The 25,941-nt window shown below is 51.2% G+C and carries 31 protein-coding genes and 1 tRNA gene; 16 read left to right on the forward strand and 16 right to left on the reverse strand.

Going from position 1 to position 25,941, the window contains the following annotated elements:
• Positions 1–196: 196 nt before the first annotated feature.
• Positions 197–478: a hypothetical protein gene (locus tag DVH26_RS09650; RefSeq protein WP_239633481.1), complete on the reverse strand. Its 282-nt coding sequence runs from the start codon at positions 476–478 to the stop codon at positions 197–199.
• A 57-nt stretch (positions 479–535) separates the two neighbouring features.
• Here DVH26_RS09650 and DVH26_RS09655 point away from each other — a divergent pair, with 57 nt between their 5' ends.
• From DVH26_RS09655 to DVH26_RS09665, 3 genes are all read left to right on the forward strand, one after another.
• Positions 536–1,321, forward strand: coding sequence for an alpha/beta fold hydrolase (locus DVH26_RS09655; protein WP_239633482.1), 786 nt, complete (start codon positions 536–538; stop codon positions 1,319–1,321).
• Complete coding sequence (locus DVH26_RS09660) at positions 1,296–1,886, forward strand: TetR/AcrR family transcriptional regulator (RefSeq protein ID WP_239633483.1); 591 nt, start codon at positions 1,296–1,298, stop codon at positions 1,884–1,886. The genes DVH26_RS09655 and DVH26_RS09660 overlap by 26 nt, the downstream gene beginning before the upstream one ends.
• A 335-nt stretch (positions 1,887–2,221) precedes the next feature.
• The gene (locus tag DVH26_RS09665) at positions 2,222–3,352 is read left to right on the forward strand and encodes a glycosyltransferase family 4 protein (protein WP_239633484.1); all 1,131 of its coding nucleotides are present in this window, start codon (positions 2,222–2,224) and stop codon (positions 3,350–3,352) included.
• A 135-nt stretch (positions 3,353–3,487) separates the two neighbouring features.
• Here the strand turns inward: DVH26_RS09665 and DVH26_RS09670 are convergent, their stop codons facing one another.
• Positions 3,488–4,423 (reverse strand): DMT family transporter, encoded by a 936-nt coding sequence (locus DVH26_RS09670; RefSeq protein WP_239633485.1) that lies wholly within the window; start codon positions 4,421–4,423, stop codon positions 3,488–3,490.
• Between the two features lie 182 nt (positions 4,424–4,605).
• Positions 4,606–5,367 (reverse strand): glucose 1-dehydrogenase, encoded by a 762-nt coding sequence (locus tag DVH26_RS09675; protein WP_239633486.1) that lies wholly within the window; start codon positions 5,365–5,367, stop codon positions 4,606–4,608.
• 87 nt (positions 5,368–5,454) lie between these two features.
• On the opposite strand from DVH26_RS09675, the gene DVH26_RS09680 reads away from it, so the two are divergent.
• Together DVH26_RS09680 and DVH26_RS09685 are read left to right on the forward strand one after the other, a co-directional pair.
• The gene (locus DVH26_RS09680) at positions 5,455–5,742 is read left to right on the forward strand and encodes a hypothetical protein (protein ID WP_239633487.1); all 288 of its coding nucleotides are present in this window, start codon (positions 5,455–5,457) and stop codon (positions 5,740–5,742) included.
• A 31-nt stretch (positions 5,743–5,773) separates the two neighbouring features.
• Positions 5,774–6,202: a hypothetical protein gene (locus DVH26_RS09685; RefSeq protein WP_239633488.1), complete on the forward strand. Its 429-nt coding sequence runs from the start codon at positions 5,774–5,776 to the stop codon at positions 6,200–6,202.
• On the opposite strand, the gene DVH26_RS09690 is transcribed toward DVH26_RS09685, so the two are convergent.
• Positions 6,113–7,165 (reverse strand): YkvI family membrane protein, encoded by a 1,053-nt coding sequence (locus DVH26_RS09690; protein ID WP_239635329.1) that lies wholly within the window; start codon positions 7,163–7,165, stop codon positions 6,113–6,115. The genes DVH26_RS09685 and DVH26_RS09690 overlap by 90 nt on opposite strands.
• Before the next feature lie 169 nt (positions 7,166–7,334).
• Between DVH26_RS09690 and DVH26_RS09695 the strand changes: the two genes are divergently transcribed.
• A complete protein-coding gene (locus DVH26_RS09695) occupies positions 7,335–7,955 on the forward strand; it encodes a DedA family protein (protein WP_239635330.1) in 621 nt (206 codons plus the stop codon).
• Positions 7,956–8,037: 82 nt separating this feature from the next.
• On the opposite strand, the gene DVH26_RS09700 is transcribed toward DVH26_RS09695, so the two are convergent.
• Positions 8,038–8,745, reverse strand: coding sequence for a DUF4309 domain-containing protein (locus DVH26_RS09700; RefSeq protein ID WP_239633489.1), 708 nt, complete (start codon positions 8,743–8,745; stop codon positions 8,038–8,040).
• A gap of 333 nt (positions 8,746–9,078) precedes the next feature.
• On the opposite strand from DVH26_RS09700, the gene DVH26_RS09705 reads away from it, so the two are divergent.
• Positions 9,079–9,651, forward strand: a complete 573-nt coding sequence (locus DVH26_RS09705) for a xanthine phosphoribosyltransferase (protein WP_239633490.1) — start codon at positions 9,079–9,081, stop codon at positions 9,649–9,651.
• Positions 9,652–9,745: 94 nt separating this feature from the next.
• Positions 9,746–10,069 carry a hypothetical protein gene (locus DVH26_RS09710; protein ID WP_239633491.1) on the forward strand — a complete coding sequence of 108 codons (324 nt, stop codon included), beginning with the start codon at positions 9,746–9,748 and terminating at the stop codon, positions 10,067–10,069.
• Between the two features lie 113 nt (positions 10,070–10,182).
• On the opposite strand, the gene DVH26_RS09715 is transcribed toward DVH26_RS09710, so the two are convergent.
• Positions 10,183–10,494: a hypothetical protein gene (locus tag DVH26_RS09715; RefSeq protein ID WP_239633492.1), complete on the reverse strand. Its 312-nt coding sequence runs from the start codon at positions 10,492–10,494 to the stop codon at positions 10,183–10,185.
• Between the two features lie 182 nt (positions 10,495–10,676).
• Here DVH26_RS09715 and DVH26_RS09720 point away from each other — a divergent pair, with 182 nt between their 5' ends.
• The gene (locus tag DVH26_RS09720) at positions 10,677–10,904 is read left to right on the forward strand and encodes a hypothetical protein (RefSeq protein ID WP_239633493.1); all 228 of its coding nucleotides are present in this window, start codon (positions 10,677–10,679) and stop codon (positions 10,902–10,904) included.
• Complete coding sequence (locus DVH26_RS09725) at positions 10,901–11,626, forward strand: adenosylcobinamide amidohydrolase (protein WP_239633494.1); 726 nt, start codon at positions 10,901–10,903, stop codon at positions 11,624–11,626. The genes DVH26_RS09720 and DVH26_RS09725 overlap by 4 nt, the downstream gene beginning before the upstream one ends.
• Here DVH26_RS09725 and DVH26_RS09730 read toward each other — a convergent pair.
• From DVH26_RS09730 to DVH26_RS09740, 3 genes are all read right to left on the reverse strand, one after another.
• The gene (locus DVH26_RS09730; RefSeq protein WP_239633495.1) at positions 11,609–11,911 is read right to left on the reverse strand and encodes a hypothetical protein; all 303 of its coding nucleotides are present in this window, start codon (positions 11,909–11,911) and stop codon (positions 11,609–11,611) included. The two genes, DVH26_RS09725 and DVH26_RS09730, sit on opposite strands and share 18 nt — an antisense overlap.
• A 21-nt stretch (positions 11,912–11,932) precedes the next feature.
• Positions 11,933–12,079, reverse strand: a complete 147-nt coding sequence (locus DVH26_RS09735) for a hypothetical protein (RefSeq protein ID WP_239633496.1) — start codon at positions 12,077–12,079, stop codon at positions 11,933–11,935.
• A gap of 154 nt (positions 12,080–12,233) precedes the next feature.
• Complete coding sequence (locus tag DVH26_RS09740) at positions 12,234–12,380, reverse strand: hypothetical protein (RefSeq protein ID WP_239633497.1); 147 nt, start codon at positions 12,378–12,380, stop codon at positions 12,234–12,236.
• Positions 12,381–12,522: 142 nt separating this feature from the next.
• On the opposite strand from DVH26_RS09740, the gene DVH26_RS09745 reads away from it, so the two are divergent.
• Positions 12,523–12,732, forward strand: a complete 210-nt coding sequence (locus tag DVH26_RS09745) for a hypothetical protein (protein WP_239633498.1) — start codon at positions 12,523–12,525, stop codon at positions 12,730–12,732.
• 19 nt (positions 12,733–12,751) lie between these two features.
• Here DVH26_RS09745 and DVH26_RS09750 read toward each other — a convergent pair whose 3' ends face one another.
• Positions 12,752–12,973, reverse strand: coding sequence for a hypothetical protein (locus DVH26_RS09750; RefSeq protein ID WP_239633499.1), 222 nt, complete (start codon positions 12,971–12,973; stop codon positions 12,752–12,754).
• Between the two features lie 331 nt (positions 12,974–13,304).
• Between DVH26_RS09750 and DVH26_RS09755 the strand changes: the two genes are divergently transcribed.
• A tRNA-Leu gene (locus tag DVH26_RS09755) sits at positions 13,305–13,392 on the forward strand.
• Positions 13,393–13,471: 79 nt separating this feature from the next.
• Positions 13,472–13,957 (forward strand): GNAT family N-acetyltransferase, encoded by a 486-nt coding sequence (locus tag DVH26_RS09760; RefSeq protein ID WP_239633500.1) that lies wholly within the window; start codon positions 13,472–13,474, stop codon positions 13,955–13,957.
• Between the two features lie 293 nt (positions 13,958–14,250).
• On the opposite strand, the gene DVH26_RS09765 is transcribed toward DVH26_RS09760, so the two are convergent.
• The 3 genes from DVH26_RS09765 to DVH26_RS09775 are packed head-to-tail and all read right to left on the reverse strand — an operon-like array spanning position 14,251 to position 17,622.
• Positions 14,251–15,654, reverse strand: a complete 1,404-nt coding sequence (locus DVH26_RS09765; protein WP_239633501.1) for a sensor histidine kinase — start codon at positions 15,652–15,654, stop codon at positions 14,251–14,253.
• The gene (locus DVH26_RS09770) at positions 15,651–16,355 is read right to left on the reverse strand and encodes a response regulator transcription factor (protein ID WP_239633502.1); all 705 of its coding nucleotides are present in this window, start codon (positions 16,353–16,355) and stop codon (positions 15,651–15,653) included. Before DVH26_RS09770 ends, DVH26_RS09765 begins: the two co-directional genes overlap by 4 nt.
• Entirely contained in the window at positions 16,348–17,622 is a 1,275-nt protein-coding gene (locus tag DVH26_RS09775; protein WP_239633503.1) for an FG-GAP repeat domain-containing protein, read from the reverse strand. Before DVH26_RS09775 ends, DVH26_RS09770 begins: the two co-directional genes overlap by 8 nt.
• A gap of 215 nt (positions 17,623–17,837) precedes the next feature.
• Between DVH26_RS09775 and DVH26_RS09780 the strand changes: the two genes are divergently transcribed.
• The 3 genes from DVH26_RS09780 (at position 17,838) to DVH26_RS09790 (ending at position 21,800) form a co-directional block, all read left to right on the forward strand.
• Positions 17,838–19,535, forward strand: a complete 1,698-nt coding sequence (locus DVH26_RS09780) for a methyl-accepting chemotaxis protein (protein WP_239633504.1) — start codon at positions 17,838–17,840, stop codon at positions 19,533–19,535.
• 167 nt (positions 19,536–19,702) lie between these two features.
• On the forward strand, positions 19,703–21,421 hold the full coding sequence (gene argS / locus DVH26_RS09785) for an arginine--tRNA ligase (protein ID WP_239633505.1): 1,719 nt from the start codon (positions 19,703–19,705) through the stop codon (positions 21,419–21,421).
• Positions 21,422–21,572: 151 nt separating this feature from the next.
• A complete protein-coding gene (locus DVH26_RS09790) occupies positions 21,573–21,800 on the forward strand; it encodes a YqzE family protein (protein ID WP_379454076.1) in 228 nt (75 codons plus the stop codon).
• 83 nt (positions 21,801–21,883) lie between these two features.
• Here DVH26_RS09790 and DVH26_RS09795 read toward each other — a convergent pair whose 3' ends face one another.
• The 3 genes from DVH26_RS09795 to DVH26_RS09805 form a co-directional block, all read right to left on the reverse strand.
• A complete protein-coding gene (locus DVH26_RS09795; RefSeq protein WP_239633506.1) occupies positions 21,884–22,795 on the reverse strand; it encodes a hypothetical protein in 912 nt (303 codons plus the stop codon).
• Between the two features lie 160 nt (positions 22,796–22,955).
• The gene (locus DVH26_RS09800) at positions 22,956–23,963 is read right to left on the reverse strand and encodes a YqhG family protein (protein ID WP_239633507.1); all 1,008 of its coding nucleotides are present in this window, start codon (positions 23,961–23,963) and stop codon (positions 22,956–22,958) included.
• Positions 23,960–25,765, reverse strand: a complete 1,806-nt coding sequence (locus DVH26_RS09805) for a DEAD/DEAH box helicase (RefSeq protein WP_239633508.1) — start codon at positions 25,763–25,765, stop codon at positions 23,960–23,962. Before DVH26_RS09805 ends, DVH26_RS09800 begins: the two co-directional genes overlap by 4 nt.
• Between the last annotated feature and the right edge of the window lie 176 nt (positions 25,766–25,941).

Here is a 25,941-nt window from a genome sequence, read left to right on the forward strand (position 1 = left end):
ATCGGCAGAGAATGCAGCTAAAGTAATTTCTGTTTTTGAGGTGCCTTCTTTTTTCATTTTATCGGTAATGCAGAGTTAGATATGAAGAGCGGTTTTACATTTCATGTCAAATCAAAGATTTCTGTGCGCTTGCCGATAAACAGTCTATCATAGCTAACTTGTTCACAAGGAGTGGGGGTAGAGGAATGGATTATTTTTATTTCATGTCGAGGATGGCCGTGCCTTTCCTGGTCATATCTATAATTGTCTTTGTCGCCGGAGTCGGGTGTGCCGTTGCTGCATTGTCTTCGCTTCCGAAAGGAACCAAGCGAAACATCGTTTGCGTTATTTCTGTTGTTGCTATTTTTGCAGGGGGAATTGGTTCGTTGTATTTTGCATATTTTTTGTGGTTTCTTTTGAATACGTTCGGGGTCGTCGAATAAGTAACGGAAACTTTCGTGAAGAACTCCATTTTTATATTGACTGTACGTTCAGTCATAAAATATAATATTTCTCGAAAGCATTCATTTTCTTTTTTTGGGGAGGCGGAAATAGGATGGATCTATATTACGAAATTCAAGGAGAAGGCTCGCCTGTCGTACTGCTGCATAGTCCTGGCGTCGATTCGAGGGAATGGAAGTATGCCGCACCGTTGTTGGCACAATCCTGCAAGGTGATTACGTATGACGGCCGAGGGACGGGACGTTCGCCGGCACCGCAAACGCCAACCAGCTTGGTGGAGGACTTGCGGGATCTGCTCCAACATCTAAGGCTGGAGCGGGTCACTTTGGTCGGCCATTCAATGGGCGGGCAGGCGGCGACGGATTTTACGCTAACGTACCCCTCAATGGTTGAGCGGCTTGTCGTGATAGCCCCTTCGTTAACCGGGTTCGTGTTTTCCCAGGAGTTTACCGAATGGATGGCATCCGTAAATGCCGCTGCCCCCGACATCGATAAATTGGTTGAATTGTCCTTGTCGGGGCCGAATTATCGCGCTACGATGGCCGGACCGCATAGGGAGTTCCTTCGTGAAATGGCCGTACACTATATGACGAGAGTGTTTACCGAGTGGAAGAGCTTTGAAGTCCGTTGGCCCGAGCCGCCGGCGATCGAACGTTTGGAGGACATAGCGGTGAGCACGCTGTTTATTCGTGGTACAATAGAATGGCCGGACATGCTCAAGATCGCCGAACAGTTTCAACGTGTGCCAGCGATTCATTTTGCCGAAATGGAAGGCGGGGATCACATGCTCACATTGACTCACGCAGAAGAGCTTACCGAGCATATTCGGAACTTTATGTATGGAGAACTCGACAATGCCGCGAACAAGGGAAGAAAATGATCGAATTCGTCAAGCCGCCAAAGACAATATCCGCACGGCTGCAATGGAGATTTTTATCGAGCGGGGATATCATGACGCTTCAATAGATGATGTAGCGAAAAGGGCCGGCGTCTCCAAAGGCTTGATGTACAATTATTATAAGGGGAAGGAGCATCTCCTTGCCGAAATGGTACAAAACCGGATTGATGAGATCAAAGAAGTGATGCAGACGGCTTCCGCACTCAGCACTCCGATTGAACAGCTGAAATTTATCGTCGATGGTGCGCTCGATAATGTCAAGCAGCGCCATAAGGTATACCGTTTTTATTTACATCTGCAAACGCAGCCGGAAGAAAACCAGCTTCTCTCTAAGTACAGCCAAATGCTTAATGAAGCAATGGCCGAGCAATTCGAAGTGCAGTGCAGGATGTTCAAAGAGCTTGGGAATGCGGATGCACGGCTGCGATCGCTATATTTCTCTTCCACCCTCCATGGAGCGATGTTAATGATATCCACATACCCCGATCATTATCCGGTCGAGGAGATGAAGAAGCAGATTATCGAACAGTTTTGCACCGTTTCTTGACGGAGAAAAGGATGCTGGCTTTCAATACTGTATTCTTGACAAAAAAGGCTCATCCACCATTGATTACTGGGGGGATGGGCTTTTATTATGGAATCCGAATGCGAATATTCAATGATTTTATTTGCTTCGTCTATTTAATTTCGATACAAACATTTGTTCTATTCTATGACAAAAATCATCCCTTCTCATAAAGTTTTTCTATCGGTCCATACCCTTGTAGTGGCTCTGGAATACTGTTACGATGTAATCAGGGATAGTTCGGAGAGCATCCTTAATCCATCATACTTCTAGAGTTAGATTGGTTTTATAAGCGGGATCGATTACGGAGGGCTATCATGAATATTTTGCAAGCTTTATTTTTTCCCCCGGAGCAGCCGGGAGGAGTTTCCTCGATGGTTCCCTTTATGCTGGAACGTTTCAATAGACGCGGATGGGAGATGGAGCTGTTCTCCTTGCCGAAGCGGGTACGAAGCAAAGGCACGGAGCCGGTCCGCTTCTCAACGTTCGATTGGGAAGCCTATGCCGGCAACCCTATTGTGGATAAATACATTCAGACGTACAAGGATTACGTGTGGTGGACCAAACTGAGGCAGACGAAGAAGTATGATCTCATCCACGCGCATCACCCCATTGCGGGGCTTGTCATGAAGCAGGTGTTCCCGGATACTCCTGTGATCATGACGATCCATTCCAGCTACGAGAGAGAGCTTATCCTCAACGGGAAGATCAAGGAGAACGGGACGGAGCATGCCTTTCTGACCTCGATTTACCGGGAGCTGGAGGAGCGGCTTGATCAGCTTATTACAGTGTCCAACTCGTTCAAGCAGTATTTGTCGGAGTATGTGCAGGAGCCTGAGCGGATAGGCGTCATTCCGAACGGCTTCGATGAGAAACGTTTCCGATCGGTGCCCCACGAGAACAAAATTCCGCAGCTCATCACCGTATGCCGCCTCGTTCCGGCCAAAGGTCTGGATACGCTCCTGCTGGCATGTGCCGAGCTGAAGAAGCGGGGACATCCGTTCGTGCTTCATTTGATCGGAGACGGGCCGATACGTCCTGAGCTGGAGCAAATGGCGATTGAACTGAACATTTATGAGGAAATCATTTTTTACGGGTATATGCTTCATCCGGAAGACTTCATGCCGTTCTTCGATGTCTTCGTGCTGCCGTCTCGGGCAGAGGCGTTCGGTTCCGTATTCGCTGAAGCGGCATTGTGCGGATTGGCGTTGGTGGGAACGAATGTCGGCGGTATTGCCGAACAGATTGATCACGGACATAATGGGCTGCTTGTCCCGCCGGAGAACGTCTCTGCGCTGACGAGTGCGCTCGAGAAAGTGATCAGCGACCCGATCTATCGGCATAATCTGGGTCGTGTTGCATGGGATAAGGCGCAAAAGTCGTACTCGATGTCGAGAGTTGTGCAGCAGCTAAAAACCGTGTACCGGTCGTACCGGAACGAAGAATAGAGCAGGGCTGGAGGCGGTAATTCCGCAAGTCGTTTCACAGCAATCATATATCCTTAAAAAAGCAAAAAACCGCGGAACAACGTAAAAGACGTTTTCCGCGGTTTTTTGCTTTGTGTGAACCTTAGCAGGCTAGCTTCATGCCGCCAGGCGAAGAATGATAATGCCTATCAAGGCGCAGGTCAGGCCGCTAACCTCTAGACGGCTGAATCGTTCCTTCAGCACAAAGCGGGCATAGAGCAGAACGAAGACGACGTTCATCGCGATGACGACCGATACGAGCCCTGTTACGCCGAGCCTGAAGGCGGGCATGACGAGCATCATGCCTGAAATGTTGGTCAGACCGACGACCATGCCCCACAGCAGCGTTCGGCTGAAGCCCCAGACGGCGGGAATGCCTGTCGGCAGGGCGGGGCTGGAGCCGGGGCGGTCAGTTGAAGCACCCGGTTCCGCAGCCGCTGCGACCAACGCTTCTGTCGCCGCTTGCTTGCGCTTGCCGATATACCAGGACAGGCCGAACAGCAGGGTGCCAGTAACATACATCGCACACAGGGTAGGCAGCGTCTCGGCTCCCAGCATCGTCGCTTTCTTCGAGGATAAGTCCGTGATGCCGAAAGCAACCATCGTCAGCGCTCCCCATTGCGCGCCCTGCAGGTTGCGTAAGGAAATATCGTTGGAGTAACGGATCATAAGAATACCGAAAATAATGACGACGAACGACAGCAATTGCCAAGTGTTCAGCTTTTCGTTCCACAGGAAGTAGGCGAGAATTACGACTACGACCGGCGGAAGGCCTGTGAACATGGCGATCAGAGACGCTTTACCCACCGCAAAGCCCCGATACATGGATGCGTTCGAAATAAAAGAGAACAAGCCCATCAGAACGCCCACCCAGCAGCCGTCCGACCAGGGCTGGCCTACGATCATGTTGATAGCGGCGGCGATGACGGTTCCGGACAAATAGACGCCTAACAGCAGCAGATTGCGATCGATCGGCCGCTGTGACGTCCATTGATACAAAATGCCCCTCAAGCCGAAGCAAACGGCTGAGGCGGCGGCAAATGCAAACCACATGATGACGGGCTCCCTTGCTGATATGTTATTATATAGGAAAGTTTAAGTTTCGGTAATGCGATAGCGTGCGTACTGAAGATCTTTCCTATTGGCGATAAAACCTGCATGGCTTACGAAGGGAGTTTTGCTAAAGCAAAACTGTAAGGTCGCCAATCTCCCGCAGTACTCCGAATGAGGCTTTCTCATTCCTCGTAGATCATTTTGACGGTCATTCCGCCGTCAATGACGAGGTTTTGCCCGGTGATGAAGCCAGCCTGATCACCGGACAAATACAGGCAGGCCGAGGCGATATCCTCGGGCCTTCCGACTCTTCCGGCCGGGTGCTGCAGCCGGTCGAGTTCGCTGTGGCGGGGCTGCTCGCGGCGCGACGCCTTCTGCCAGTCCCGGGTCTCGATCCACCCGGGACTGACGGCGTTCACGCGGATGCCGTAGCCGCCGAGGCTTACGGCCATCGCGTGAGTAAGCGCGAGCAGCCCGCCTTTGGAAGCGGAATAGGCCTCGGTATCCGCTTCCGACATAAGAGCACGGGTGGAGGCAATGTTCACAATGCTGCCTCCGCCTTGGCGCTTCATCGCAGCGGCCGCCTGCTGCGAGCAGAGGAAGGCGCCGCGGAGGTTGACGCCGAGCACCTCGTCGAACTTATCGACGGGGAGCTTCAGCATGGAGCCGTTGCGGCTTATCCCCGCATTGTTCACCAGTACATCGATACGGCCGAGCTCGGTTAGCGTTACCTGCACCCACCGGGATACATCCTGCTCTTCAGCCACGTTTGTACACATAAACATGGATTTGCCGCCGGCTTGACGGATTTCCTGAACGATTTCCAGTCCGGCTTCCTTGTCCGTATCGGCTATGGAAACCTCATAGCCGGCCTTGGCAAATGCAAGCGATACCGCTTTGCCGATTCCTTGCGCTCCCCCTGTAACGGCGGCAACTTTATTCAATTCAGGAACCTCCTCTCAATAAACCCATTGCTTTTTTTGGAGTATATAAATACTATAGTATATAGTATTACGAACGGAGGCGCAAATATGGATCCCGAACAGCGGACGGAGCGTGAAATTACATATCAAGTAGGCTGGAAGCGGAGGAAAATCGCGCTTCAGCAAGACAAGGCACAGGCTTCAAACGATGAATCGGCGAAGCTTGTAGGGCATTCGGCGAAAGAACGTTTGCTCGTTTGGAGCTTCCGGTATGTTTGGAGAAAGGCGGTCTTTATTCCCGATAAAGCGCTTCTGGTGGTCCTGACCGTATTCCCGTTGATAGCGTTTGCCTTGTCGCTGTGGCTTGTGTACCAGCTGTCCATTCAGCCCTACTAAATGAATGAATAGAAGATAGGGGTTGACCATATTGAAACTGACTTTAGCGATCCTTGGCGGTGTCATAGGCTTGGTTATCACAGCCTCCGCCGTCATGCTCGTCTGGTATTTATTGCAGCAGCGCAGCAGGAAGGAGCAGGAGGCATCCGCTGACCGACAGGGAGGCGCATCCATGCTCCTGCAATGGACTTACTTCGATTATGCATTAATCGGTATCTTTATGATAGGTAGCTTGTTTTTGTTGACGGATGTGGTTGCCGTCATACGCGATGCCGATAGCTACCCTTTGTATCATTACGGCTATCTGTTGAGCGGGTTTGTATTTACATTGCTCGGCATGCTGTTCATGGTATTGCGCCTTGCCGTCGTATTATCCCTGGTTCGTTCGCGGGGGGCGGTCCCTGCGCATGATCATCATGATCATCCAGGCCATGCTGATCAGGCCGAAGAGCGGGTATAGCGTAGTCAACAGCGCCTTGAATCCAAGAAGGCTCACGAGGTAGCTGAGCGTGAGGACAAGCCACAAAATCCAGGTTCGGGGAAGCTTGGTGCGCTGCTCCAGCTGCAGAGATAAGCCATACACGTCGGCGATGAACGTTGTGAAGATTTCACCGTAAATGACGCATAGGAACAAGAGCTGCAAGACCGGCCCTACCTTTTGAATGAGTTGTCCCATCGGAATGTCGAATTGGGAAATGCCGGGCATATGAGCCGACAAGGCGAAGTGACCGGCCAGCAGCATAATCCCGATGGCTACTCCACCCCATATTCCTCCCCAGAAGAGAACGGAACGATCGCGGACTTGCGCGCCGAGCGGGACAAGAACTCCCTGCGCCATCGACAGATTGAAGGCGGCATATAGAAACGGCGCGAACCAGATCCGTTCCAGAGGATAATCGGAAGTCAAATGAAGCCAATTGCCCGAGCCGGGCAAGTCCCACGAATACCAGACGATAATGGAGCTGAAGCACAGCATCATCGGCACGACGATCGAGTTGACGGCTACGATGGCCTTCATTCCTTTGTTCAGTACGGCATAGGCAAGCAGCAGTGTGACCATCAGGCCCAATTGGTAAGGAAGATGGAACTGCTCCTTGAACACGGACCCTGCACCGGCCAGCATTACCGTAGTAACCCCGAATAAGGTGACGAGCGTAAACAGGCTAATCCATTCGCCAATCCGTTCCCCGAAGAGCACTTTGTTTAAGTCTTCATAGGACTGTGCCTTGACTTCATGGGCGAGAAACATTAACTTAATACCAAGCCATACAAAAAGCGCGCTGGCGATTCCTATAGTTAGTGTAGCAAGCCAGCCGTACCGGGTGAAAAATGTCAGTATCTCCTGGCCGGTTGCAAAGCCGGCGCCGACGACGGTGCCGACATAGGTGAAGCTTACTTGCATAATGCTGCCGAACTTTCTCAACATCCCAGGTCCACCTTTCGCACAGCTTGTTCCATATAGTACAAGGTATGAGTTTAAGGGTGTATACATGCCTCCAACTTGGGGAAACGTTCGGATTCTGTTAGAATAAGAGAGGCCTATTCATCCTTACTATTGTTTATATAATCATTTGCAGGAGCGTGTCTGTGTGCTGGATGATATTTTGCTGCTGATTGAAAATTACGGATATATCGCCCTGTTCGGCTTGTTGGCTGTAGGGATTGTCGGAATTCCGGTGCCGGATGAGATCTTGATGACAACCGTCGGCTCATTGACTACGAATGGAGGACCTCTCACGCTGGGCATGTCTTTTGTGGTCAGCTATGCGGGGACGATGACAGGAATGATCGTCAGCTATATGTTGGGGAAAACGGTAGGGAAGCCGTTCTTGTACCGTTACGGCAAATGGGTCAAGCTGACTCCGCAGCGGCTCGATTTGGCAGAAGGGTGGTTCAAGAAATACGGCCTTTGGACCGTTGCGTTCGGATATTACGTACCAGGCGTCCGACACTTTACCTGTTACTTAGCGGGGGTAAGCGCGGTCACGTTCTGGAAATACTTGTTGTATGCAGGCACCGGAGCACTTATATGGTGCGCTTCGTTTCTGACATTAGGGCATTTCATCGGCACCAACGCACCGAAGATCATGAATCTGGTGCATCACTATATGGGCATAAGCGTTGCCGTTATCATCGTTCTCGCCGCTATAGGGATTCTTATTTATATGAGGTACCGCAAGCGCGGGGCGTCCCGGCAAAAAACAACAAGCTGACCCGCATCCTGCGCAAAAAAAGCCTAGGCAAGGGAGATGAACTTCCTGCCAAGGCTTTTTCTTTTGTCGCAAGTGGGCCTTCTTATTCCGCAAACAGCTTGATCGAGTTGACCTTGTCGGTCTTCGGATCGATATCAAGCTTTAGTATGGCGCCTTTCGATTTGTACGTCATAACGTAGCTTGTGTTCGTATCCGGCTTGCCCAGCGCTTTGAAGACGGCGGCTGTTGATTGACCCAGCTTCAGTCCGTTTAAGCCCGGATTGATGTCGCTGCTGCGGATGTCGATGAACTGAAGCTGATTTTGCTTGTTGAAGCCTACCAGAAAATCCGTATAGTCATACACTGTGATCGGGTCGGTTTCGTCGTCCATCTGGAATTGCTCTTTCGGCTTGCCGTATTTCCCTGTCACTGCATCCGGTGCAGATTTCAAAGTCAGTCCGAGCAGAGTCGGCTTGGCCTGATTGTAGGGATCCTGGATGTCGATTTTCGGTTTCGTATGGGTCGGCTTGACAGGTTCCGTTTCTTCCTCTGGCTTGTGCGCTGAATCGACACTGGCCAATGAAACCTTGTCGTTCGGATTCGCAGTTGCCTGCGGCGTCGGTTCCGGATCAGCTGTTTCCGGTACAGTCTTGTTGACTTGATCGGACGAAGCTGCGACAGGCGGTTTGGCTGCGGAATCGGAAGGCGTAGACGGCTGCTGCGCTTTAGGCGTATTATTACATCCGGTAATCAGCATAATGAGGATGAAAGGAACGAGCCAACTTGCGACGTATGTAGTTGATTTCAGCATCTCTGACTTCCTTTCCTGTTATCTATGAAAACATGGAGACATGCCTCATGGAGCGCTCGCTTATAGCCTTATTAATCATACTCTGTCCGTTTTGAATCTACAAAGAGCATTTTTTAACAAAAATGAGGACAATTTTATGAAAACGATCGTTTCTTATTTTCAGTAATCCATTTTCATGGCGAAGGTCATTGTTTCTTGCTCTCTGTACTTGATAGACGTTGTAACGAAATGAAAAGTTGCACAAACTTTAGAAAAGATTATAAAGTTAGTACTTGAAACCCAGAATCGCCATGTGATAAGTTAACGGAAAAGGTTTTTCGGGAGGAATTAGGAATGGAATTGTTAAAACAAAGAATTAGAGAAGTAGGAGTAGTCATCTCTGACGATATTATTAAGCTTGACGCAATTTTGAACCATGCGGTCGACCCAGCACTGACCACAGCCATGGGCAAGGAGTTTGCCCGCTTGTTCCGTGAGGACGGTGTGACCAAGGTGCTGACGATCGAGTCCTCGGGTATCCCTATCGCCTTCGCGGCCGCGCAAGAGCTGAATGTGCCGATGGTGTTCGCCCGACGCAAAAAGTCGTTGAACTCCGATAACACGGAAGTGTACTGCGAGAGAGTGCCTTCTTTCACGAAAGGCTTCGTGACCGATATCATGGTATCCCGTGAGTGGCTGGGCGAGAACGACCGCATCGTGCTGATCGACGATTTTATCGCCAACGGGGATGCAGCCAGAGGGCTTATCCGCATTATCCGCCGTTCCGGGGCGGAGCTGGTCGGAGTGGGGATCGCAGTGGAAAAGTCGTTCCAGGCAGGCGGCCGCACCATCCGGGAGTCGGGTGTCCGGGTCGAATCGCTGGCCAAGATCTCGTCGCTTGCGAACGGGCGCATCGAGTTCGAGTAAGGGCCCGGCAAGAATTATTTTCAAGGTATTAAGCCTTCCCACTACAATGATTTTCCTTTATAATGGATTCAAGCAAAAGAGAGGAGGCATTGCTATGGGGAATGAAATACCGGCGGATTTTTTTGTTACCAAGTTGAACGAAGCTAAAATTCACTTCGAACGTGCCCTCGATTGTAAACATACAGAGTTTGATGACCTGTATCCCTATATGATTGAACATCCTCAATTTTTTTGGTACAAAAGGTACGTAGCTTGGTCTGAGCTGCTTACCATTGTCAAATTGAGCGAGGAGCTCGGAGTTGAATGGCAGCCGCAGTTCTCGCAGCAGCAGGTTGAGTATATCAACAAGAGAGTCATGTCCAGCAAAGTACTGGATTATTGGTTCGAGACCAATGACTCAAAGGAGCATGTAAGCTGACCGAGATCGAGCGGACATTGTTAATCGGCGGTTGATCCATAGATGTAAAAAAACCTACGAGCCTATACGGCAGTAGGTTTTTTTGCTTTTCTGCGCTTTGCCTGCGCTTGCTGCTAATTCAGAATGTTCATGCTCTCGATATGCTGCTTCGTTTCCGGTGTACCGAGTGCATGCAGCTTGCGGTAGATCTCTCTCAGCCAGTAGTCGGCTGCGTCGTTTTCTTTGTCGTTATGATACTCCCGGATAGGAATCATCGCTCTTGCCGCCGTATCATCGTGTGCCTCGGCCTGCTCCTCGAACAGCTCCTGAAGCTGATCGATATCTTCTTCGTTGGCCAATATTTCAAACTCGAAATTGCCGTTCATATCCTCAGGCTCGAGAATTTCACCGGACGCTACGGCAACATAGTACGTTTTTTTATCCATATCGGTAACATGACTCCTTTCGGAAAGCTTGTCCTGGAATGGAGATGCCGTCGGAAAGAGCATAGTCTTGTTCCGACAGTTCCGTTCTGTTTATTGTATACCGTGATTGGTGTATTCTATTCTTAGCTGCACAATAAATGAAAGCATTGTCTTGCTCCGCTCAGGAGCAAAGGAGGGTATATATGATTAGCGAGGAACAATTGGATCAGTACCGGATTGACGGCACAAAGCTTCGGGTGGTGAGGGATGCCGATCCCGTTAACGATGTGAAAGGAATTGTCGTCGCATGGGACGATACGACCGTCATGATCCGCAAGCAGAACCGGAGAATCGTTAAGCTCGATCGGAGATATCACTATCAGCCGTTTACCGAGGAGCGCAATACGGATTGGATTGGTGCTCTAGAATGACTCTTGCTCATAGCGACGCCATCCAAGCTTCCCTTATTCCAGGGATCCGACTTCTTGACTTCGAGGACGGGGTCAACAGCTTCTATATTATTGAAAGCGAACGAGGGCTGAAGACGCTGAACTCTTCGATGTGGGGAGAAGGCTTCGGGCGGCACTACCGACTCATGAACCGGCAGGTGGACCGTTCCTACTCCTGCGACGATCCAATGGCTGAAATGAACGATTTCATGCGTTTAAAAGGCCTTAAGGCAGAAGGGACTGCAGCTTTGCTAACCGCAGCCCGGGTGAAGGACCGCGGCTATACGGAGCTGTCGCTGCATACGGGGCTCAAAGTATGTACATGGGCAACGGCAGGGCTAAGCAATAGAGCGCGTGCCGGACAAGAGCAAAGGCCCGAGGAGCTGTTTCCCGGGACGATCAATATCATTACCGTCATCGATGGACAGCTGACGGATGCCGCGATGGTTAACGCCGTCATAACGGCGACGGAAGCGAAGACGGCAGCATTGCAGGATGCCGGGATCCGCATGGAGGATATTGATAAGCATGCAACCGGTACAACGACGGACGCGGTCATTATAGCCTCTACGCAGGAGGGGCCTCCGTTCCGATATGCCGGAACCGCTACACAGCTTGGCTATTTTGTGGGCAGAACGGTGTACGAGTCCGTCAAAAGCTCCATAGTACGGTATGAGCAATGGGTATTATCTTCGAATCAATGATTCGATCAGATCGCCGACGTTCATTTGGCTCACTTCGTCCACCAGGCGGTCCAGCTTGGTCTTGCGGCGGAGAGAGCCTACCAGAACGATTTCGATTTCCTGATCCTTGTCGATCAGAACGGAATCTACGCTTAAAGCGTTGGTAAGCAGTCCCGCAATCACTATAATTTGTTGAGGTGTCAGCTTGCCGAAGGATGCCAGCTTTTTCTCGATATCTTTTTGATTGAAGCCGTTGTTTTTTTTGCTGCCGTTTCCGTTTTTTCCTCTATTGTTTTGACCTGCCACGGCAGTCACCCTCCAACCGGGTTATTCAATAAGCACCGAAGGCGTCTCGGCTTCTGCCTCAATCCCATCTGCACGTCCGAGTCCCAACAAAAACGATATTACAATAACGCTGTATACGATGAATGTAATGTCCCGCTTAATATCGTCCGGATCCTTGCATTTTCCCATATGCCATCGCCCAGTCCCTTCGCAAAATCACGTTTAGTTTATTATAAGACGCGAATGGAGCGTTGGTGATAAAAATAGTCAAAAGAAAAAACCGGAGTACGGCCGGACACCTTGATTGCATAAAGGCGCCGGATCGTTTCCGGTTTTAACTTGCTTAAGATCGGTTCGCTTCGTTGTCGCAAGAAGAGCCTTTCATCGGTTTGGCGGACGTCGTTTCCGCGAGCTTGTCCCCGAATTGATCGAGACGGGACGGGGAGCTTGCAGGGCCGTTGTTATCCGGTTTGTTATTTCTGCCTGACATCGTAATCACCTCCCGAACCATAGGGTTTCTTGTGTGGCGATTTTTATCCCGTGCGGGCAGCGATTGTATAATCGAGTCGGATTTTGGGAAACTAGGATGGACATGCTTTGGACTGCATGAGGAAAAAGGAGGACCATTTTACGTGGAAGACGAGCAAGTGGTTATATTGGATCAATTTTATGCATTGAAGCTGGAGAAGGAAGGAGAAGGCGGGGTCCGCGGCGAAATCATTAGACTAAGTGCAGACCCGGAATTGCCTGCAACCCATTTGTTCGATACGCCCGTTCAAGCGGATGTGCCAGCATTGCGAGAATGGTCTCTGCGCGCCTTGCAAGCATACAGGGAAGGGTAGTGCGGTGCTGATGGATGAGTCAATGCCTGAACGCGCCGATGATGTACAAGACTCCTAGCGTAGCGAGCATTCCGATTGAGATGAACATGAGTCCGCTTAGGAACAGCAGCGCGCCGGGAATCAAGAAGCTCACTACCACAACGATTCCTATGAACCACAGCATGAGTTGAAATGTCAGTTTAATAAAGCCCCACAAGATCAAGGCAGCCAATACGCCGATAGCCAACTGAAGCAGAATCATCCCGATCCCTCCTTGCCCTATGTATATGGACGCAGCACAGAAACATGATAGGTCAAAAAAATGTCATAGCTCGAACGGTTTTCGCATATACTGTAATCCGGTATTTGTTTACTTTGCGAAATATGAATCGGGGAGGTAATTAGGATGTCCACGGAAGGTTCTGCATTGAAAGGAACGATGTACGGCATTTTGTTTACGCTTCCAATTTGGGGCGTCATCGCCTGGGTTGTGTATGAATGGATGACATAGGAAAAAATGATTTGACAGGCATGTCCATCCGGTGATATGATACTTCTTGTCCGCTTCACAAAGCTGAAGAGACACAATATATGCGGTCATGGCGGAATTGGCAGACGCGCACGGTTCAGGTCCGTGTGGGCTAACCCCCCGTGGAGGTTCGAGTCCTCTTGACCGCACCAACCTCTAAATATAACAGCCATCTGATATCCTACGATACCAGATGGTTTTTCATTTGTGGAAAGGCAGTGTGAATAGGCAATGATTATTCGTACGGCAGTGGAAGCAGACATCCATGCCATTCTAGCAATCTACAACGAGGCCGTTCTGCATACCGTCGCGACCTTCGATACGGTGCCGCGTACTTTGGAGCAGCAGCAGCAATGGTTTCAGCTGCACGGAACCCGTTATCCCGTCCTCGTAGCGGAGCTGGGGGGAATCGTGGTAGGCTGGGCTTCCTTGAATCCTTACTCCGACCGTCTTGCTTACGAGCGGACCTCGGAATTGTCCTTGTACATCCATCATGATTTCCGCGGGCAGGGCATAGGCAAGAAGCTGATGGATCAAGTCTTAAAAGCTGGCAAAGAAGCGGGACTTCATACCGTTTTATCGCGTATTACGGAAGGCAACGACAGCAGTATCTATATTCACCGGGAATTCGGCTTCGACTATATCGGCGTCATGCGCGAAGTCGGATTTAAGTTCGACCGGATGCTGGACGTTATTTTGATGCAGAAAATGTTATAGCGGAGTGAGAAAAAAGCCACCTTCGAAGGTGGCTTTTGGCTTGTCGGGAAGCCTATATCGCTGGAAGTGATGCAAGGTATCCCGGTGGAGTATCTCCTTCCGGCCGCTGTTGTTATCAGGAATTATTAATCTACTCCCTTTCAGTGGTGAATTCCTGATAACAAAGGCGGGCGCTAACGCTCCTGCAGGAGATACACCACCTACCACCTTTTGCATATTCCGCATAATCAGGCTGCACGACAGCCCGAAGCCACCCTCACGGTGGCTTTTTTTAGTAGGAGGGTAGGAGAAGATCAAGACAATGGAAGCCGAACCGTAACGGCAGTGCCTTCTGTATCCGAGCTGGAGACAGCAAGCTTGCCGCCATGCAGCTCAACGATCTCCTTGCAGATCGCAAGCCCGAGTCCGGTTCCTTCACCTTGCGGATTCACCTGATAAAATTTCTCCGTAATTTTGCTAAGATGTTCCATAGGAATGGAGGCCCCTATGTCGCGTATGCTGACGGCGAGGGCATCCGGCTCCACAGAAGCCGTTACGGTAATCGCCGTATCCGGATCAGCGAACTTGACCGCATTATCGGCTATGTTCAGAAAAACTTGCTTGAGCCGGTTAGGATCCCCGGGAATGGAGGGCGGACTTGCTTCGCCCTTCCGCACATATTGGAACGAAACGCGTTTGGAGCGGGCTTTGGCCGCCATCTGGAGCATGACTTCATTAAGTAAATATTCCATATCGACCTGTCCGATATCGAGCGACAGCTGCTTCTGCTCCAGACGGGAGAAGTCGAGCAGCTCTTCGACAAGCCCGACTAGCCGGTCGGTCTCCTTGGATATGATCCTGAGTCCCGTTTTCGTCTCGTCTTTATCCTCCAGATCGCCGGACAGTATCGTCTCGCTCCAGCCTTTTATACTCGTCAACGGCGTGCGGAGCTCGTGCGATATGGACGAAATAAAGTCGTTCTTCAGCTTGTCGCTCTTGACGATTTCCTGCGCCATAAAATTCAATGTTTTGGCCAGATCTCCAAGCTCGTACCGGTACGATTCGTCTACGCGAACATCGAAGCGGCCTTTGGCCATCAGAGCGGAAGCCGCCGTGATGCGGTTGACCGGGCGGACGATCGAATTGGCGAGAGCCAAGCTGACCAAGGATACGGCGCCGAGAATGGCGAAGCCGATCAGCAGGGCGATGCCGGATATGTTGCGGATCACCCGGTCGACCTCCTGCAGCGAGGTGATATAACGAAGCACGGCAATCGGCTGCCCGTTCCATAGCAGGGGCGTCGCTACAGCCATGATCCGCTCGCCGGTCGGATCGTTGGTCCCGATCCAGCGTCCGGAGGTCCCCTGCGCCGCTGCAGTCACGTCCCTGGTTTTGATTTGCTCGCGGACATCAAAGCCGCTTGTTGTAGCCAGCACGGTACCTTGCTTGGTAATGACCTGCAGCTCCGCGCTGGGATGGGCGAATGATTCGGTAACGTCCGGAAGCTGCTTGTCGAATGTAAGGACATTCAGATCGGAATGAAACTTGTTATAGAAGGACGCCGACACCTGAGCATGGTTGTTCAGGTTGTTGAAAATGCTGTTGTAATAAAAGGTGCGAACCGAGTAGATAAACACGCTTTCGACCAGGACCAGCGTCAGCAGCACGACGAGTACATAGTGAGATACGACAAGCCGCTTAATCCCCTTACGCATCATTGTTCGCAATCCTTCCACTTATAGCCGAAGCCCCAAACGGTCTCGATGTAAGCCGGCTTGGACGGGTCCTCCTCGACCTTTTGCCGCAAGCGCCGGATATTGACGTCGACCATCTTCGGATCGCCGACATAATTCTCGCCCCATACTTCATCGAGCAGGGTGTCACGGCTAAGCGGAATGCCGGGATGCAGCATAAAATGCTGTACCAGCGCCATTTCCGTCGGAGTCAGGTCGATGAGCTCGCCATATTTTCGAAACTCGCGCAAGGCGGTATGAAGCTCGAACGGACCCGACCGGTATACGGGATCGTGCTGCTGCCGGGAAGGAGATTGAAGCTGAACGCGGCGCAGGAGGGAATGTACCCTGGCCATGAGCTCGCCCGGGCTGAACGGTTTACTGATGTAATCGTCGGCTCCGAGGGACAAGCCCAGAATTTTGTCCTTCTCCTGTACCTTGGCCGTCAAAAAGATGATGCCGACCCGCTCGTTGCGCTCCCGGATCCGGCGGCATACCTCGAATCCGTCCCGCCCGGGCACCATGACGTCCAGCAGCGCAACACCCAGATCGGGATGCTCCTGAAATCGCTGGATGGCTTCATCTCCTGTAGCCGCTTCAATAATATGGAATCCTTCCCGTCTCAAATTGACGACGACAAAGCTGCGGATGGATTCTTCGTCCTCGAGAATGAGCACTTTACTCATCGGAATTCTCCTCTCTTTGAAGCTCCGTCACGGAATGGAAATTGTCCGCATACTTGCTGTTATCCGAAGGCAGGTGCAGCACGGTGACCGTCTTGTCTGTGCGTCCTATTACTTTGCCCTGGATATCGCCGGAATCCCAGCTTTCTTTCGGTATCGTTTCCCATTCGAATATCGTTGTGTCCGTATCCGTGAAATAAAAACGATGCGTATTCTCCGTACGCTTGACTCCGAATGCGTCTTTCCATTCCGCCGGGATTTCCAAATAGAAGCCGTTCAAATAATCATAGTATCGGCGGTATAACGGTGTCTTGCTCAGTCCCTCCTGACCGTCCCAGCGATAATATTCGGTAATCCAAGGCGTATACGCGTAAGCTTCGCTCTCCGAGCCTTTGGGAGCCATGTCGATGGAGATCTCCATAATCCCGTCCTGATTGATATCTCCGCTTAGGGCAGACCCCGACCTGAAGGGCAGCTTATTGTCCGGGAACGCCTTGACCAGCTGGCCCCCGTCAAAGCGGACGAGCTGCGTTGTGGAGGAATGGGCGCCTACCCCCGCATCCAGCAGCAAGCCGCGAATGGAGTCGGCAACATATCCTGCCGCTATATTGTAGTAGCCGTTCACATAAGGATCCAGAGGTACCGAACCAATCGGCTGAAAATCTTTGCCGTTATATTGGAAGGTAGTTATTTTGGACGATACATTCCGTTCCATAGTCACGAGCGTAATATCTTTTTGCTGATCCTGGTTCAAGTCGTCGATAATCATCTCGTTGTAAGGGCTTTGATACAGTGTAGTCAGCTTCCCGCCGTCCAAATGATAAATAACGAGACCCATGCTCAGCCTGATCCCTCCGGAGTAGCCGGCGACAATCTCCAGCCTGCCGTCATTCGTCAAGTCTTCGAACTGCAAGGAATCGAGCTCATAGCCGTCTCCTGTCATTTCGCTGACCAGTGTCCAGGTATCGCCGCTGCGCGTCCACAGCATGCCTTTGATCGCATCTTGGGTTTTATAAAAGACGACCGCCTCCGGATTGCCGTCGTTGTCCAAATCTTTAATATAAATCGAAGCGGGATCGTCCGATCGTTTGGGCCGAAGAATGGAAGCTCCTGCAGGAATCGCCTGCTCGATGACGTGATTCAGGCTCGCCTTGTCTTCCGGAAGCTTCGGCTTGCGCATATACGATTGCGGATCTTGAATAAGCGAGCATCCGCTGCAAAGCATCGTAAGCATGCAGAGCAAAGCGGGGGCCCAGCGGGTGAAGGTCAAGTGGAATCGCCTGCTTTCCGTGAATGCTGTTATAAGAAATTATCCCTCATTATATCAGTTCCCCCATAGGCAAAGAGTAACAAACTCATTACATTTTGTGTGGAAGGAGATGGGAAATATATCCTGGTGTGATATAAATCACAGTGACTAACCACCGTTAGCGATACTATGAAATCAAACGACATCAGTGGTTCTATGAAAAGAGGGGATCGTCCATGAAATTAGGTATTGTAGGGAAAGTGACCTGGCTCGTTGTGGTTGCCGTATTGGCAAGCGTTTTCTCCTTGCTGGTCATTGGTTATTATGTCAATTACAAGCAAATTGATCAATCGGCCGGAGATGAGCTCATCGGTTGTGCAAGTATCACCTCGGGACTTTTGACAGCATCGGAAATCAAAGATCTGGCCCAGGGTAAAGCCTCCAAAGAGCTGCAGGATAAAGTGAACTGGATTGTCGATCACAAGCCCATCTTCAAAAATGCCGCCATTATAAGCTTAAACGGTGTTCTGCTAGTACCCGACAAGCGGCTGCAGCAGGAAGGCTTTAAGGCGGGCGATAAATTTTACATAGATCGTAATGCGATGGATATGCTGGTGAACATGAAGCACCCGGAAGCATCGTCCGTCTATACGTTCGGCAGCGGAGAGAGAAAGACGGGGTACGCCCCGATCTTCGCCGACCATGATGCTTCCAAAGAAATTGTGGCGGTTATGGCGATCGATTTCGATGCGTCGATCTTAACGGACCGGACCTGGAACATGCTGCAATTTACGCTGCAAACGGGAGGCATCTTCCCGGTCATTGCGGCATTCGTGGCCTTCTTGTTGATCAGCCGGATGATTAAGCCGATCGAGGCGATAAGCGCGAGAGTCAAGCGGATTTCGGAAGGGGATTTGACCGGAGAGCCGATCGTAACCAAAAGCAAGGACGAGATCGGAAGCTTGGTTCATTCCGTCAATCAAATGACACAGCAGCTCAAGACTATGATTTATACTATCGAAGAAACATCGCGCGAGGTCAACAAAACGACAAAGATGTTGGCCCATGATGCGGATACGACAGTGACTGCGATTCATACGATGACTTCATCCATGCAGCAAATAGCCAGCGGTGCCGAAGCCCAGGAGAAAGGGACGGAGGAAAGCGCCCGCGCCATGGAGGAAATATCGGCAAGCATGGGGGAAATCGCAGATTCCTCAATGGCTATGTCGGAAATGATGTACGATACGCTTCGCGCCGCCGAGGAGGGGAGCCTCACTTTGGACAAGGTGCTGCTGCAAATGGAGGCGATTCACCAGTCTGTTGAAGTATCGTCCGGCGCGGTAAGGGAACTATCCACCCACTCCGAGGAAATCGGAGAGATTGTGAAGGTCATGAGCGATATTTCGGCGAGAACGAATTTGCTAGCGCTGAATGCCTCTATCGAAGCTTCGCGTGCGGGCGAGGAAGGGCGGGGCTTTGCCGTCGTAGCCGGTGAAATCCGCAAGCTCGCGGAGCAGTCCCGTCTGTCCTCGGAGCATATCGCCGAGCTGATTGAAGCGGTCCAGGCGAAGGTCGCCCGGATGGTTGCGGCAATGGACCGGGAAATACAGGAGATGGAAACGGGGAAAGCGTTCGTCAACCAGCTGGCGGGAGGCTTCCACCAAATCGTAGACAAGGCGCAGCAAACCAACGAGCAAATTACCGAAATATCGGCAATTTCCGAGCAAATCTCGGCAGGCTCGGAGGAAGTGTCCGCTTCGGTGCTGGAGACGGCGTCGATAGCAAAAAATTCCTCGCTGCAATCGGCACAGGCAGCTGGCTTATCCGTCAGCCAGCTGGAATCGATGAAGCAAATTACGAAGTCGGTTCACGCGATTGAAGGCTTGTGCGAGGAGCTGAACGGGCTGGTCCGCAAGTTTCGGATACAGTAGGGCGATATGGCGTATTTAGGCGCTTGACTCGATTTTTCAGGATAGATATAATAGCTACATATGTAAATGATGGCAAACCGGAACTTACGAATAGCGAGCACCCCGCTTGGGGTGCTTTGTTGCTTGAATAAACGATCATACGGATGGACGGAAAGGGGACCATGAGGATGAATTATAAAAATATATTGGCGTCACAATTGATAGCTCAGCTCGAGGGAATAACGGAGGAAGCGATTGCGGAATTGATCGAATATCCTCCCAATCCGCAGATGGGCGACTTGTCGATGCCTTGCTTCAAATTAAGCAAGCAGTTTCGGAAAGCGCCGCAGGCCATCGCCGAGGAATTGAAGCAAAATTGGCAGGGACATCCGGCTTTTCAACGGGTCGAAGCTGTATCCGGGTATTTCAATGTGTTTTTGGAGCCGGCCTATTTTGCCAAGAACGTGCTTGGCGAAGTGCTGGAGCAAAGAGAGCGGTACGGCGCGCAAAATATCGGACAAGGCCGCAACATCGCAATCGATTATTCGTCGCCTAACATCGCCAAGGCGTTTCATATCGGACATTTGCGCACGACCATGATCGGGAATGCGATTTATAAGATCTTCGAATTCCTAGGCTACAACTGTATCGGAATCAATCATTTGGGCGACTGGGGCACCCAGTTCGGCAAGCTGATCGTCGCTTACAAGATGTGGGGAGACAAGAGCGTCGTCGAAGCCGACGGGATCGATGAGCTGCAGCGGCTGTACGTAAAGTTCCATGACGAAGCGGATGTGAAGCCTGAGCTGGAGGATGAAGCCCGCGCATGGTTCGTCAAGCTGGAGCAGGGTGACGAGGATGCGCTGCAGCTGTGGAAATGGTTCGTGGAAATCAGCTTGAAGGAATTTCAGAAAATTTACGATTTGCTGGGCGTGAAATTCGATTCCTATGCAGGCGAAAGCTTCTATAACGATAAGATGGCGGCCGTAGTGGACGAGCTGAAGCAGAAAAACCTGCTTGAAGAGGACGAAGGAGCCCTGCTCGTACGCCTGGACGACTACAATATGCCACCGGCTCTGATGATCAAGAAGGACGGCGGCACGTTGTATCATACCCGTGACGTAACGGCAGCGATTTACCGTAAGAACACTTACGATTTCGACAAGTGTATTTATGTTACCGATGCGGGACAAAGCCTGCACTTCCAGCAATGGTTCAAGGTGATCGAGCTGATGGGCTATCCATGGGCTAACCAGCTGGTACACGTGCCGTTCGGCAAAGTAAGCCTGGAAGGCGCGAAGCTGTCTACACGCAAAGGGAATGTCATCCGCCTCGAAGAGCTGCTTACGCAGTCGATTGACAAAATCAGAGACATTATTAATGAGAAAAATCCGAATCTCGAAAATAAGGACGAGGTTGCCCGTCAAGTCGGCGTCGGCGCGATTATTTTCAACGATTTGAGCAATAACCGGATCAAGGACATCGTATTCTCTTGGGAAGTTGCGTTGAACTTCGAAGGAGAAACCGGTCCGTACGTCCAATATACGCATGCCCGTGCCTGCAGCGTACTGCGCAAAGCGAACGACGGGGCATCGATTGAGTTCGATGTACAGCCTGAGCAATTGGATGCTTCCTTGTTGAATAATGTGGAAGCTCAAGGACTGCTGAAGCAGCTGTACCTGTTCAAGGAGCGGGTAGAGCAGGCCGGCATGAAGCTGGAGCCTTCCATCGTCAGCCGTTATCTGGTTGACCTGGCGCAAAGCTTCAACCGCTTCTATCACGAATGTCCGATTCTCGTTGACGATGCGGCACTTCGCCAAGCACGCCTGGCGTTGGTTAAAAGCACCCACATTACGCTGCGCAATGGCTTAGCCCTGATCGGTATTGAAGCGCCGGAGAAAATGTAACGATAAACCGAAAAACCGAACACCCGATATCCTTTTTTAAGGATAGGCGGGTGTTTTTATTTGTGTCTCATATGCAGGAAAAATAGGCCGGGTTTCGGCAAAATGGCGGAATTGGAGGGTTGGACAGTTCTGAATCTGGACAAAATAGTAAATGCAGCTTAGATTGCAGGAGGTGCGGACGATAGCAAAAGCGGATGAATTGGTGAAATATGTAACAGAGCAATTTGTTATTTATATGGAAACACCGCGGGAGGTTCGCAAGCAAACGAAAGCAAGCATAAGGCAATCCCGCGAGCAGTGGCAGTACCGCTGGTTCGGCATGCTGCCTATAGCCGCGCGAATGTGGGTAGACGGGATGCGCTGGAATAAAAAAAAATGAAAAGCTTCTCTTCCTCAAGCCGGCACGATCTCCGGACTCCAGGGCGGGGAAGCTTTTCTATATAGGGAGAGGAGGAGAAAAACCTAAGGGAATACGCTGCCCAGCTTCATGACGGTGTCGTAAGGAATGGCTCTAGTCCCTTCCTGATCCAATAGCAGGAACACGCTATCGTCGCTCCATCGCTGAAGGCCGGTAACTGCAAGCGGGACGGTAACTTTACGGTCATAAAGCTCCGTTACGAAGGTCAGCTTCCGCTCCTTAGTGAGAGCGGTTTCAAGCTCTTCAAGCGAGCTAAAGACGATCGGCTTGCCTGAAACCCAGGGCAGTCGGTCGTACGGATCAAACGGCTCGATCTGTACGGTGGATAAGATGGAATGCTCCGGCTGTACGGAGGGCGCAGACGAGACGGATAGGCTGTCTGCTTCCGGCAGCTTATCGGAGAGGACCGGCAGCAGCTCGCCGGTTTTGGCATCAATGATATATTGGCTGGTCCCGGACGTAACCTTCCATACGGCATAGAACGGACCGGAATACCATCGCTCTGCTTGATAAGAAGTATCGATAAGTTCTAGCTGCACCAACGATCGGTACAGCGTATTCAAGCTGAAGAGCGGCGTATTCCCGCGGCCGTATTCCGCAAGGCGGTATTTGTTCGGATTGCCCGGGTCATCGGCATACAACACCATATAGCCGACTTCAGCCCCGCCGGATTTGAGCAATATGATCCATCCGTGGGTGCCGGGACCGAGGGGATAGCTGGTCCAAGTGGCTTGCTTCCATGCTTCGTAGCCTTGTTCATTGGAAATTCGCTTCATCCATTGGTTAACCGCATCCATAAAAGAAGGGGTGATCACCGCGGAATCGGTGGAAGCAGGCAGTAGCGCTTGAGCGGGAATCGGCGGATTGTCCGTAACCGCTGCACTGGAGAGCGGGTGGGCAACCAGCAGGCTTGTCCAAAGAAGCAGGGCGGACAGCCATAAAATCGAAGTTCTCATCCATTCACCTTCTCACTTCTGTTAGTCGGGCACGGATGCTGTCACACAATGCAACTGCTATGCCCTTATTGTATAAAATATGCCTTGAAAAGTTTGTTAGAACCTGTAGCCGGGCAAAAAAAAGTTTGCTTCTATTTTTGCTGTCATTTAGCGGAATTCGTCAGTTCATAGCCGGATTCCCCGCTTGAAGATGGAACAATCCGCAATTGATGACGGTTACTTCGATTCGCGGTCGGAACTGCCAGTCGATTTCCTGCCGGCGGTTCGCATATTGCGCTTCGAAATCCGGCTTTTTGTCAAGATCGGCACTCTGAATTAACGATTCATAATAGGAACGGATCCGGTTCAGCTCGTCCTGGAGCCGAAATTGTGCATCCTCCGCCCACGAATGATCGTAATCCCTTAGCTTCCTCTCCAGATACTCTTCCAAATAAATAACGGCACGCGGCAAGGTAAGCCTATCCGGGATCATATAGACCTGCGGCGGAATTCGGGGGGACAGCCTCCGCGTCCTCAAAACATCCTGAAAGTGCTCCCGTATTTCTCCTGTAACCATATGGATGCCGAGCGAATGGATTTCGCTGCGTTTCATATCGCATGCCATCTCCACCTTGTAATTCACCTGCATCCACGTTTCGTAGGCAAGCGTAGACATAGGGGCCGATTTTTGCTGCTGCTCGGGCTTGAATTGCTCATATAAATGGACGAACCGTCCTTTATTGCGCACGGCCTCGAATATTTGCCCCAGTCTGCGGCTTCCGAAGGTCACCTCGTCTTTGGGGACGCGCGCCGTCATTTGGGTCGGCACAAAGCCGAAATAACGGCCCAAAATGCTGTCGGCCGGAGCACCGGGAGGCATAGGCGCGCCTGCGACGTTATTCCCTGCCGGGGATGGCGCAGCTTGACCTGCCGGTCCTCCGACAGGTGGTGCACTAACTGTTTGCGATGCCTTATATTCCTCGGGATCGAAAATAAAGGTGCATGTCATCGTTTCCGGCGTAACGCCGGTCCGCTCCACAAAGCTCCAATAATAGGGGCGATAGTTCAGCTCCTTATCGGCGGAAGGGGACAGCTTCACCGTGACATAAGCCGGATGCTTCTCCAGGATGTCGCACTGCTCCGCTTCGAGATAGCGCATGACGAACGTTTGAATTTGATCGGTTTTCATGAAGATACCTCCGCATCGTTCCTCGGTATCGTCTGGCCTACGGCATCGAGCATCGCGTTAACGCGCTGCATTTCGCCCGTGTCCGTATCGCGCGTAAGCCCCGTGCGAATCTCGCTGAACGAACGGCCCAGATCGTCCATTTGCCGGCGAATTTCATCCTCATTTTTGGAGCTTAGAATCATTTGCGCCAGCTGCTTTTCAAGCGAATGAGTCTGTTCGAACCGTTCGAGTATTGTATCGAGCTCACCGATGACCAGCTCGAACATATTGATTTTTTCGTGAAGAAGCGAAAGAATGTACTCTTCAATCGTTCCACGGGTTGATAAATTGTATATTTTTACATCGTCCTGCTGCCCGAGCCTATGCACACGCCCGATTCGCTGCTCAACCCGCATCGGATTCCAGGGCAAGTCGAAGTTGATCATGTTGTGGCAAAACTGCAGGTTGATCCCTTCGCCGCCAGCCTCTGTCGCTACAAGCACCTGTGCGCGGTTGCGGAACAAATCCATCATCCAGTCTTTTTTGCCGCGGTTCATACCGCCTCGGTACGGGACGGCTGTAATTTTGTGATCCTTCAAAAACTGGAGCAAATACTCCTGTGATGCACGGTACTCGGTGAATATAATTACCTTGTCGTTAATCTCCTGAACGAGCTCCATTACCTTCTCCGCCTTAGTATTGGACTTGATGCTGCGGATCAGCTCGACCAGCTCCCATATACGCGGCCGAAGCGGGGAGTCCTCCGGCGTCTTCTTGAACATATTCACCAGCGTAATGAATACGGCGTCGCGGCTGCTGCATACTTCGCGCTGCAGGGTGACAAGCGACAGAATGCTGCTCAGATCGCCTCCCGCCTCCTCGTAGCGCCCCTTGACGAAATCGGTCACCCCATTGTAAAGCGCTTGCTCTTCAGGAGACAGCGCTAAAGGAATGTTGCGCACGATACGCTTGGTGAAATTGACATTTCCGTCGCTGCGGCGGTTGCGGATCATCACCTTGGAGAGCTCTTGCTGCAGCTGCTCCTCGTTTTTGGGAATTCGCTTGTCGACGACGTAATTCGCCTGGAAGCTGTTCTGCCCGCCCAATTGACCCGGCTTCAGCAGCGTGATCAGATTGTACAGCTCTTTCAAATCGTTCTGCACAGGCGTCGCGGTCAGCAGCAAGCAATATTTTTTACGAAGCTCGTTGATGAATTGATAGTTTGTCGTCTTCTTGTTTTTGAGCTTATGGGCCTCATCGACGATCAGCATATCGTATTCCATACCGAGAACAATGTCGCGGTGCGGGTCGCGCTTGGCCGTATCCATGGACGCAACGACAATATCGTTCTGCACCCACATATATTCTTTCTTCTGCGCAACGGCAGGTATGCCGAATTTCTGGTTCAGCTCGCGGACCCACTGCAGCACGAGAGAGGCGGGGACAAGAATAAGCACTTTTTTGACAAGGCCGCGAATGATATACTCTTTTAATATAAGCCCTGCTTCTATCGTTTTACCCAGTCCAACCTCGTCGGCCAGAATAGCTCTGCCCCGCATTTCGGTCAGCACTTTTTTGGCGGTTTCGATCTGATGGGGCATTGGCGTCAGCTGCGGAATGTGAACGAGCGACTGGAGCTGATCAAAGCTTGATATCAAGCTCGCTTGCTCCGCCTCGAAGGCCAGCTGGTACAAAGTCCAATCGTCCCAAGTGCCGTTACGCAGCGCCTTGTCGTGCAGCATTTCGAACCATTCCCGGTCGTAAAGAATTTGTACATGTTCGTTGAACGGACGGACGTGGTGTTTTTTATCGTTAGATTGCATGGCATGCCGCTCCTTTGGAGCCTTCCTTCGGTAAGGAAAGCTGGCATAATTAGTTTGGTGCGTACGACGGTAGTTCAGATAGAACTAGAGTTAGCTTTTAGTATGGACGAAAAAGGGGTCTTTCATAACCCGAACAGGGCTTTACAGGGGTTATTCATGTATGAAGGGGGAACGAT

Origin of the sequence: Paenibacillus sp. H1-7, from assembly GCF_022354825.1 — a bacterium.
Classification (GTDB): Bacteria; Bacillota; Bacilli; order Paenibacillales; family NBRC-103111; genus Paenibacillus_S.

Excerpts from the sequence above, each read along its gene's own strand:
- DVH26_RS09650 (WP_239633481.1), bottom strand. The coding sequence starts at position 478 with ATGACTGAACGTACAGTCAATATAAAAATGGAGTTCTTCACGAAAGTT.
- DVH26_RS09655 (WP_239633482.1), top strand. The coding sequence starts at position 536 with ATGGATCTATATTACGAAATTCAAGGAGAAGGCTCGCCTGTCGTACTG.
- DVH26_RS09660 (WP_239633483.1), top strand. The coding sequence starts at position 1,296 with ATGCCGCGAACAAGGGAAGAAAATGATCGAATTCGTCAAGCCGCCAAA.
- DVH26_RS09665 (WP_239633484.1), top strand. The coding sequence starts at position 2,222 with ATGAATATTTTGCAAGCTTTATTTTTTCCCCCGGAGCAGCCGGGAGGA.
- DVH26_RS09670 (WP_239633485.1), bottom strand. The coding sequence starts at position 4,423 with ATGTGGTTTGCATTTGCCGCCGCCTCAGCCGTTTGCTTCGGCTTGAGG.
- DVH26_RS09680 (WP_239633487.1), top strand. The coding sequence starts at position 5,455 with ATGGATCCCGAACAGCGGACGGAGCGTGAAATTACATATCAAGTAGGC.
- DVH26_RS09700 (WP_239633489.1), bottom strand. The coding sequence starts at position 8,745 with ATGCTGAAATCAACTACATACGTCGCAAGTTGGCTCGTTCCTTTCATC.
- DVH26_RS09705 (WP_239633490.1), top strand. The coding sequence starts at position 9,079 with ATGGAATTGTTAAAACAAAGAATTAGAGAAGTAGGAGTAGTCATCTCT.
- DVH26_RS09710 (WP_239633491.1), top strand. The coding sequence starts at position 9,746 with ATGGGGAATGAAATACCGGCGGATTTTTTTGTTACCAAGTTGAACGAA.
- DVH26_RS09715 (WP_239633492.1), bottom strand. The coding sequence starts at position 10,494 with ATGGATAAAAAAACGTACTATGTTGCCGTAGCGTCCGGTGAAATTCTC.
- DVH26_RS09720 (WP_239633493.1), top strand. The coding sequence starts at position 10,677 with ATGATTAGCGAGGAACAATTGGATCAGTACCGGATTGACGGCACAAAG.
- DVH26_RS09725 (WP_239633494.1), top strand. The coding sequence starts at position 10,901 with ATGACTCTTGCTCATAGCGACGCCATCCAAGCTTCCCTTATTCCAGGG.
- DVH26_RS09735 (WP_239633496.1), bottom strand. The coding sequence starts at position 12,079 with ATGGGAAAATGCAAGGATCCGGACGATATTAAGCGGGACATTACATTC.
- DVH26_RS09740 (WP_239633497.1), bottom strand. The coding sequence starts at position 12,380 with ATGTCAGGCAGAAATAACAAACCGGATAACAACGGCCCTGCAAGCTCC.
- DVH26_RS09750 (WP_239633499.1), bottom strand. The coding sequence starts at position 12,973 with ATGATTCTGCTTCAGTTGGCTATCGGCGTATTGGCTGCCTTGATCTTG.
- DVH26_RS09760 (WP_239633500.1), top strand. The coding sequence starts at position 13,472 with ATGATTATTCGTACGGCAGTGGAAGCAGACATCCATGCCATTCTAGCA.
- DVH26_RS09765 (WP_239633501.1), bottom strand. The coding sequence starts at position 15,654 with ATGATGCGTAAGGGGATTAAGCGGCTTGTCGTATCTCACTATGTACTC.
- DVH26_RS09770 (WP_239633502.1), bottom strand. The coding sequence starts at position 16,355 with ATGAGTAAAGTGCTCATTCTCGAGGACGAAGAATCCATCCGCAGCTTT.
- DVH26_RS09780 (WP_239633504.1), top strand. The coding sequence starts at position 17,838 with ATGAAATTAGGTATTGTAGGGAAAGTGACCTGGCTCGTTGTGGTTGCC.
- argS (WP_239633505.1), top strand. The coding sequence starts at position 19,703 with ATGAATTATAAAAATATATTGGCGTCACAATTGATAGCTCAGCTCGAG.
- DVH26_RS09790 (WP_379454076.1), top strand. The coding sequence starts at position 21,573 with ATGCAGCTTAGATTGCAGGAGGTGCGGACGATAGCAAAAGCGGATGAA.
- DVH26_RS09795 (WP_239633506.1), bottom strand. The coding sequence starts at position 22,795 with ATGAGAACTTCGATTTTATGGCTGTCCGCCCTGCTTCTTTGGACAAGC.
- DVH26_RS09800 (WP_239633507.1), bottom strand. The coding sequence starts at position 23,963 with ATGAAAACCGATCAAATTCAAACGTTCGTCATGCGCTATCTCGAAGCG.
- DVH26_RS09805 (WP_239633508.1), bottom strand. The coding sequence starts at position 25,765 with ATGCAATCTAACGATAAAAAACACCACGTCCGTCCGTTCAACGAACAT.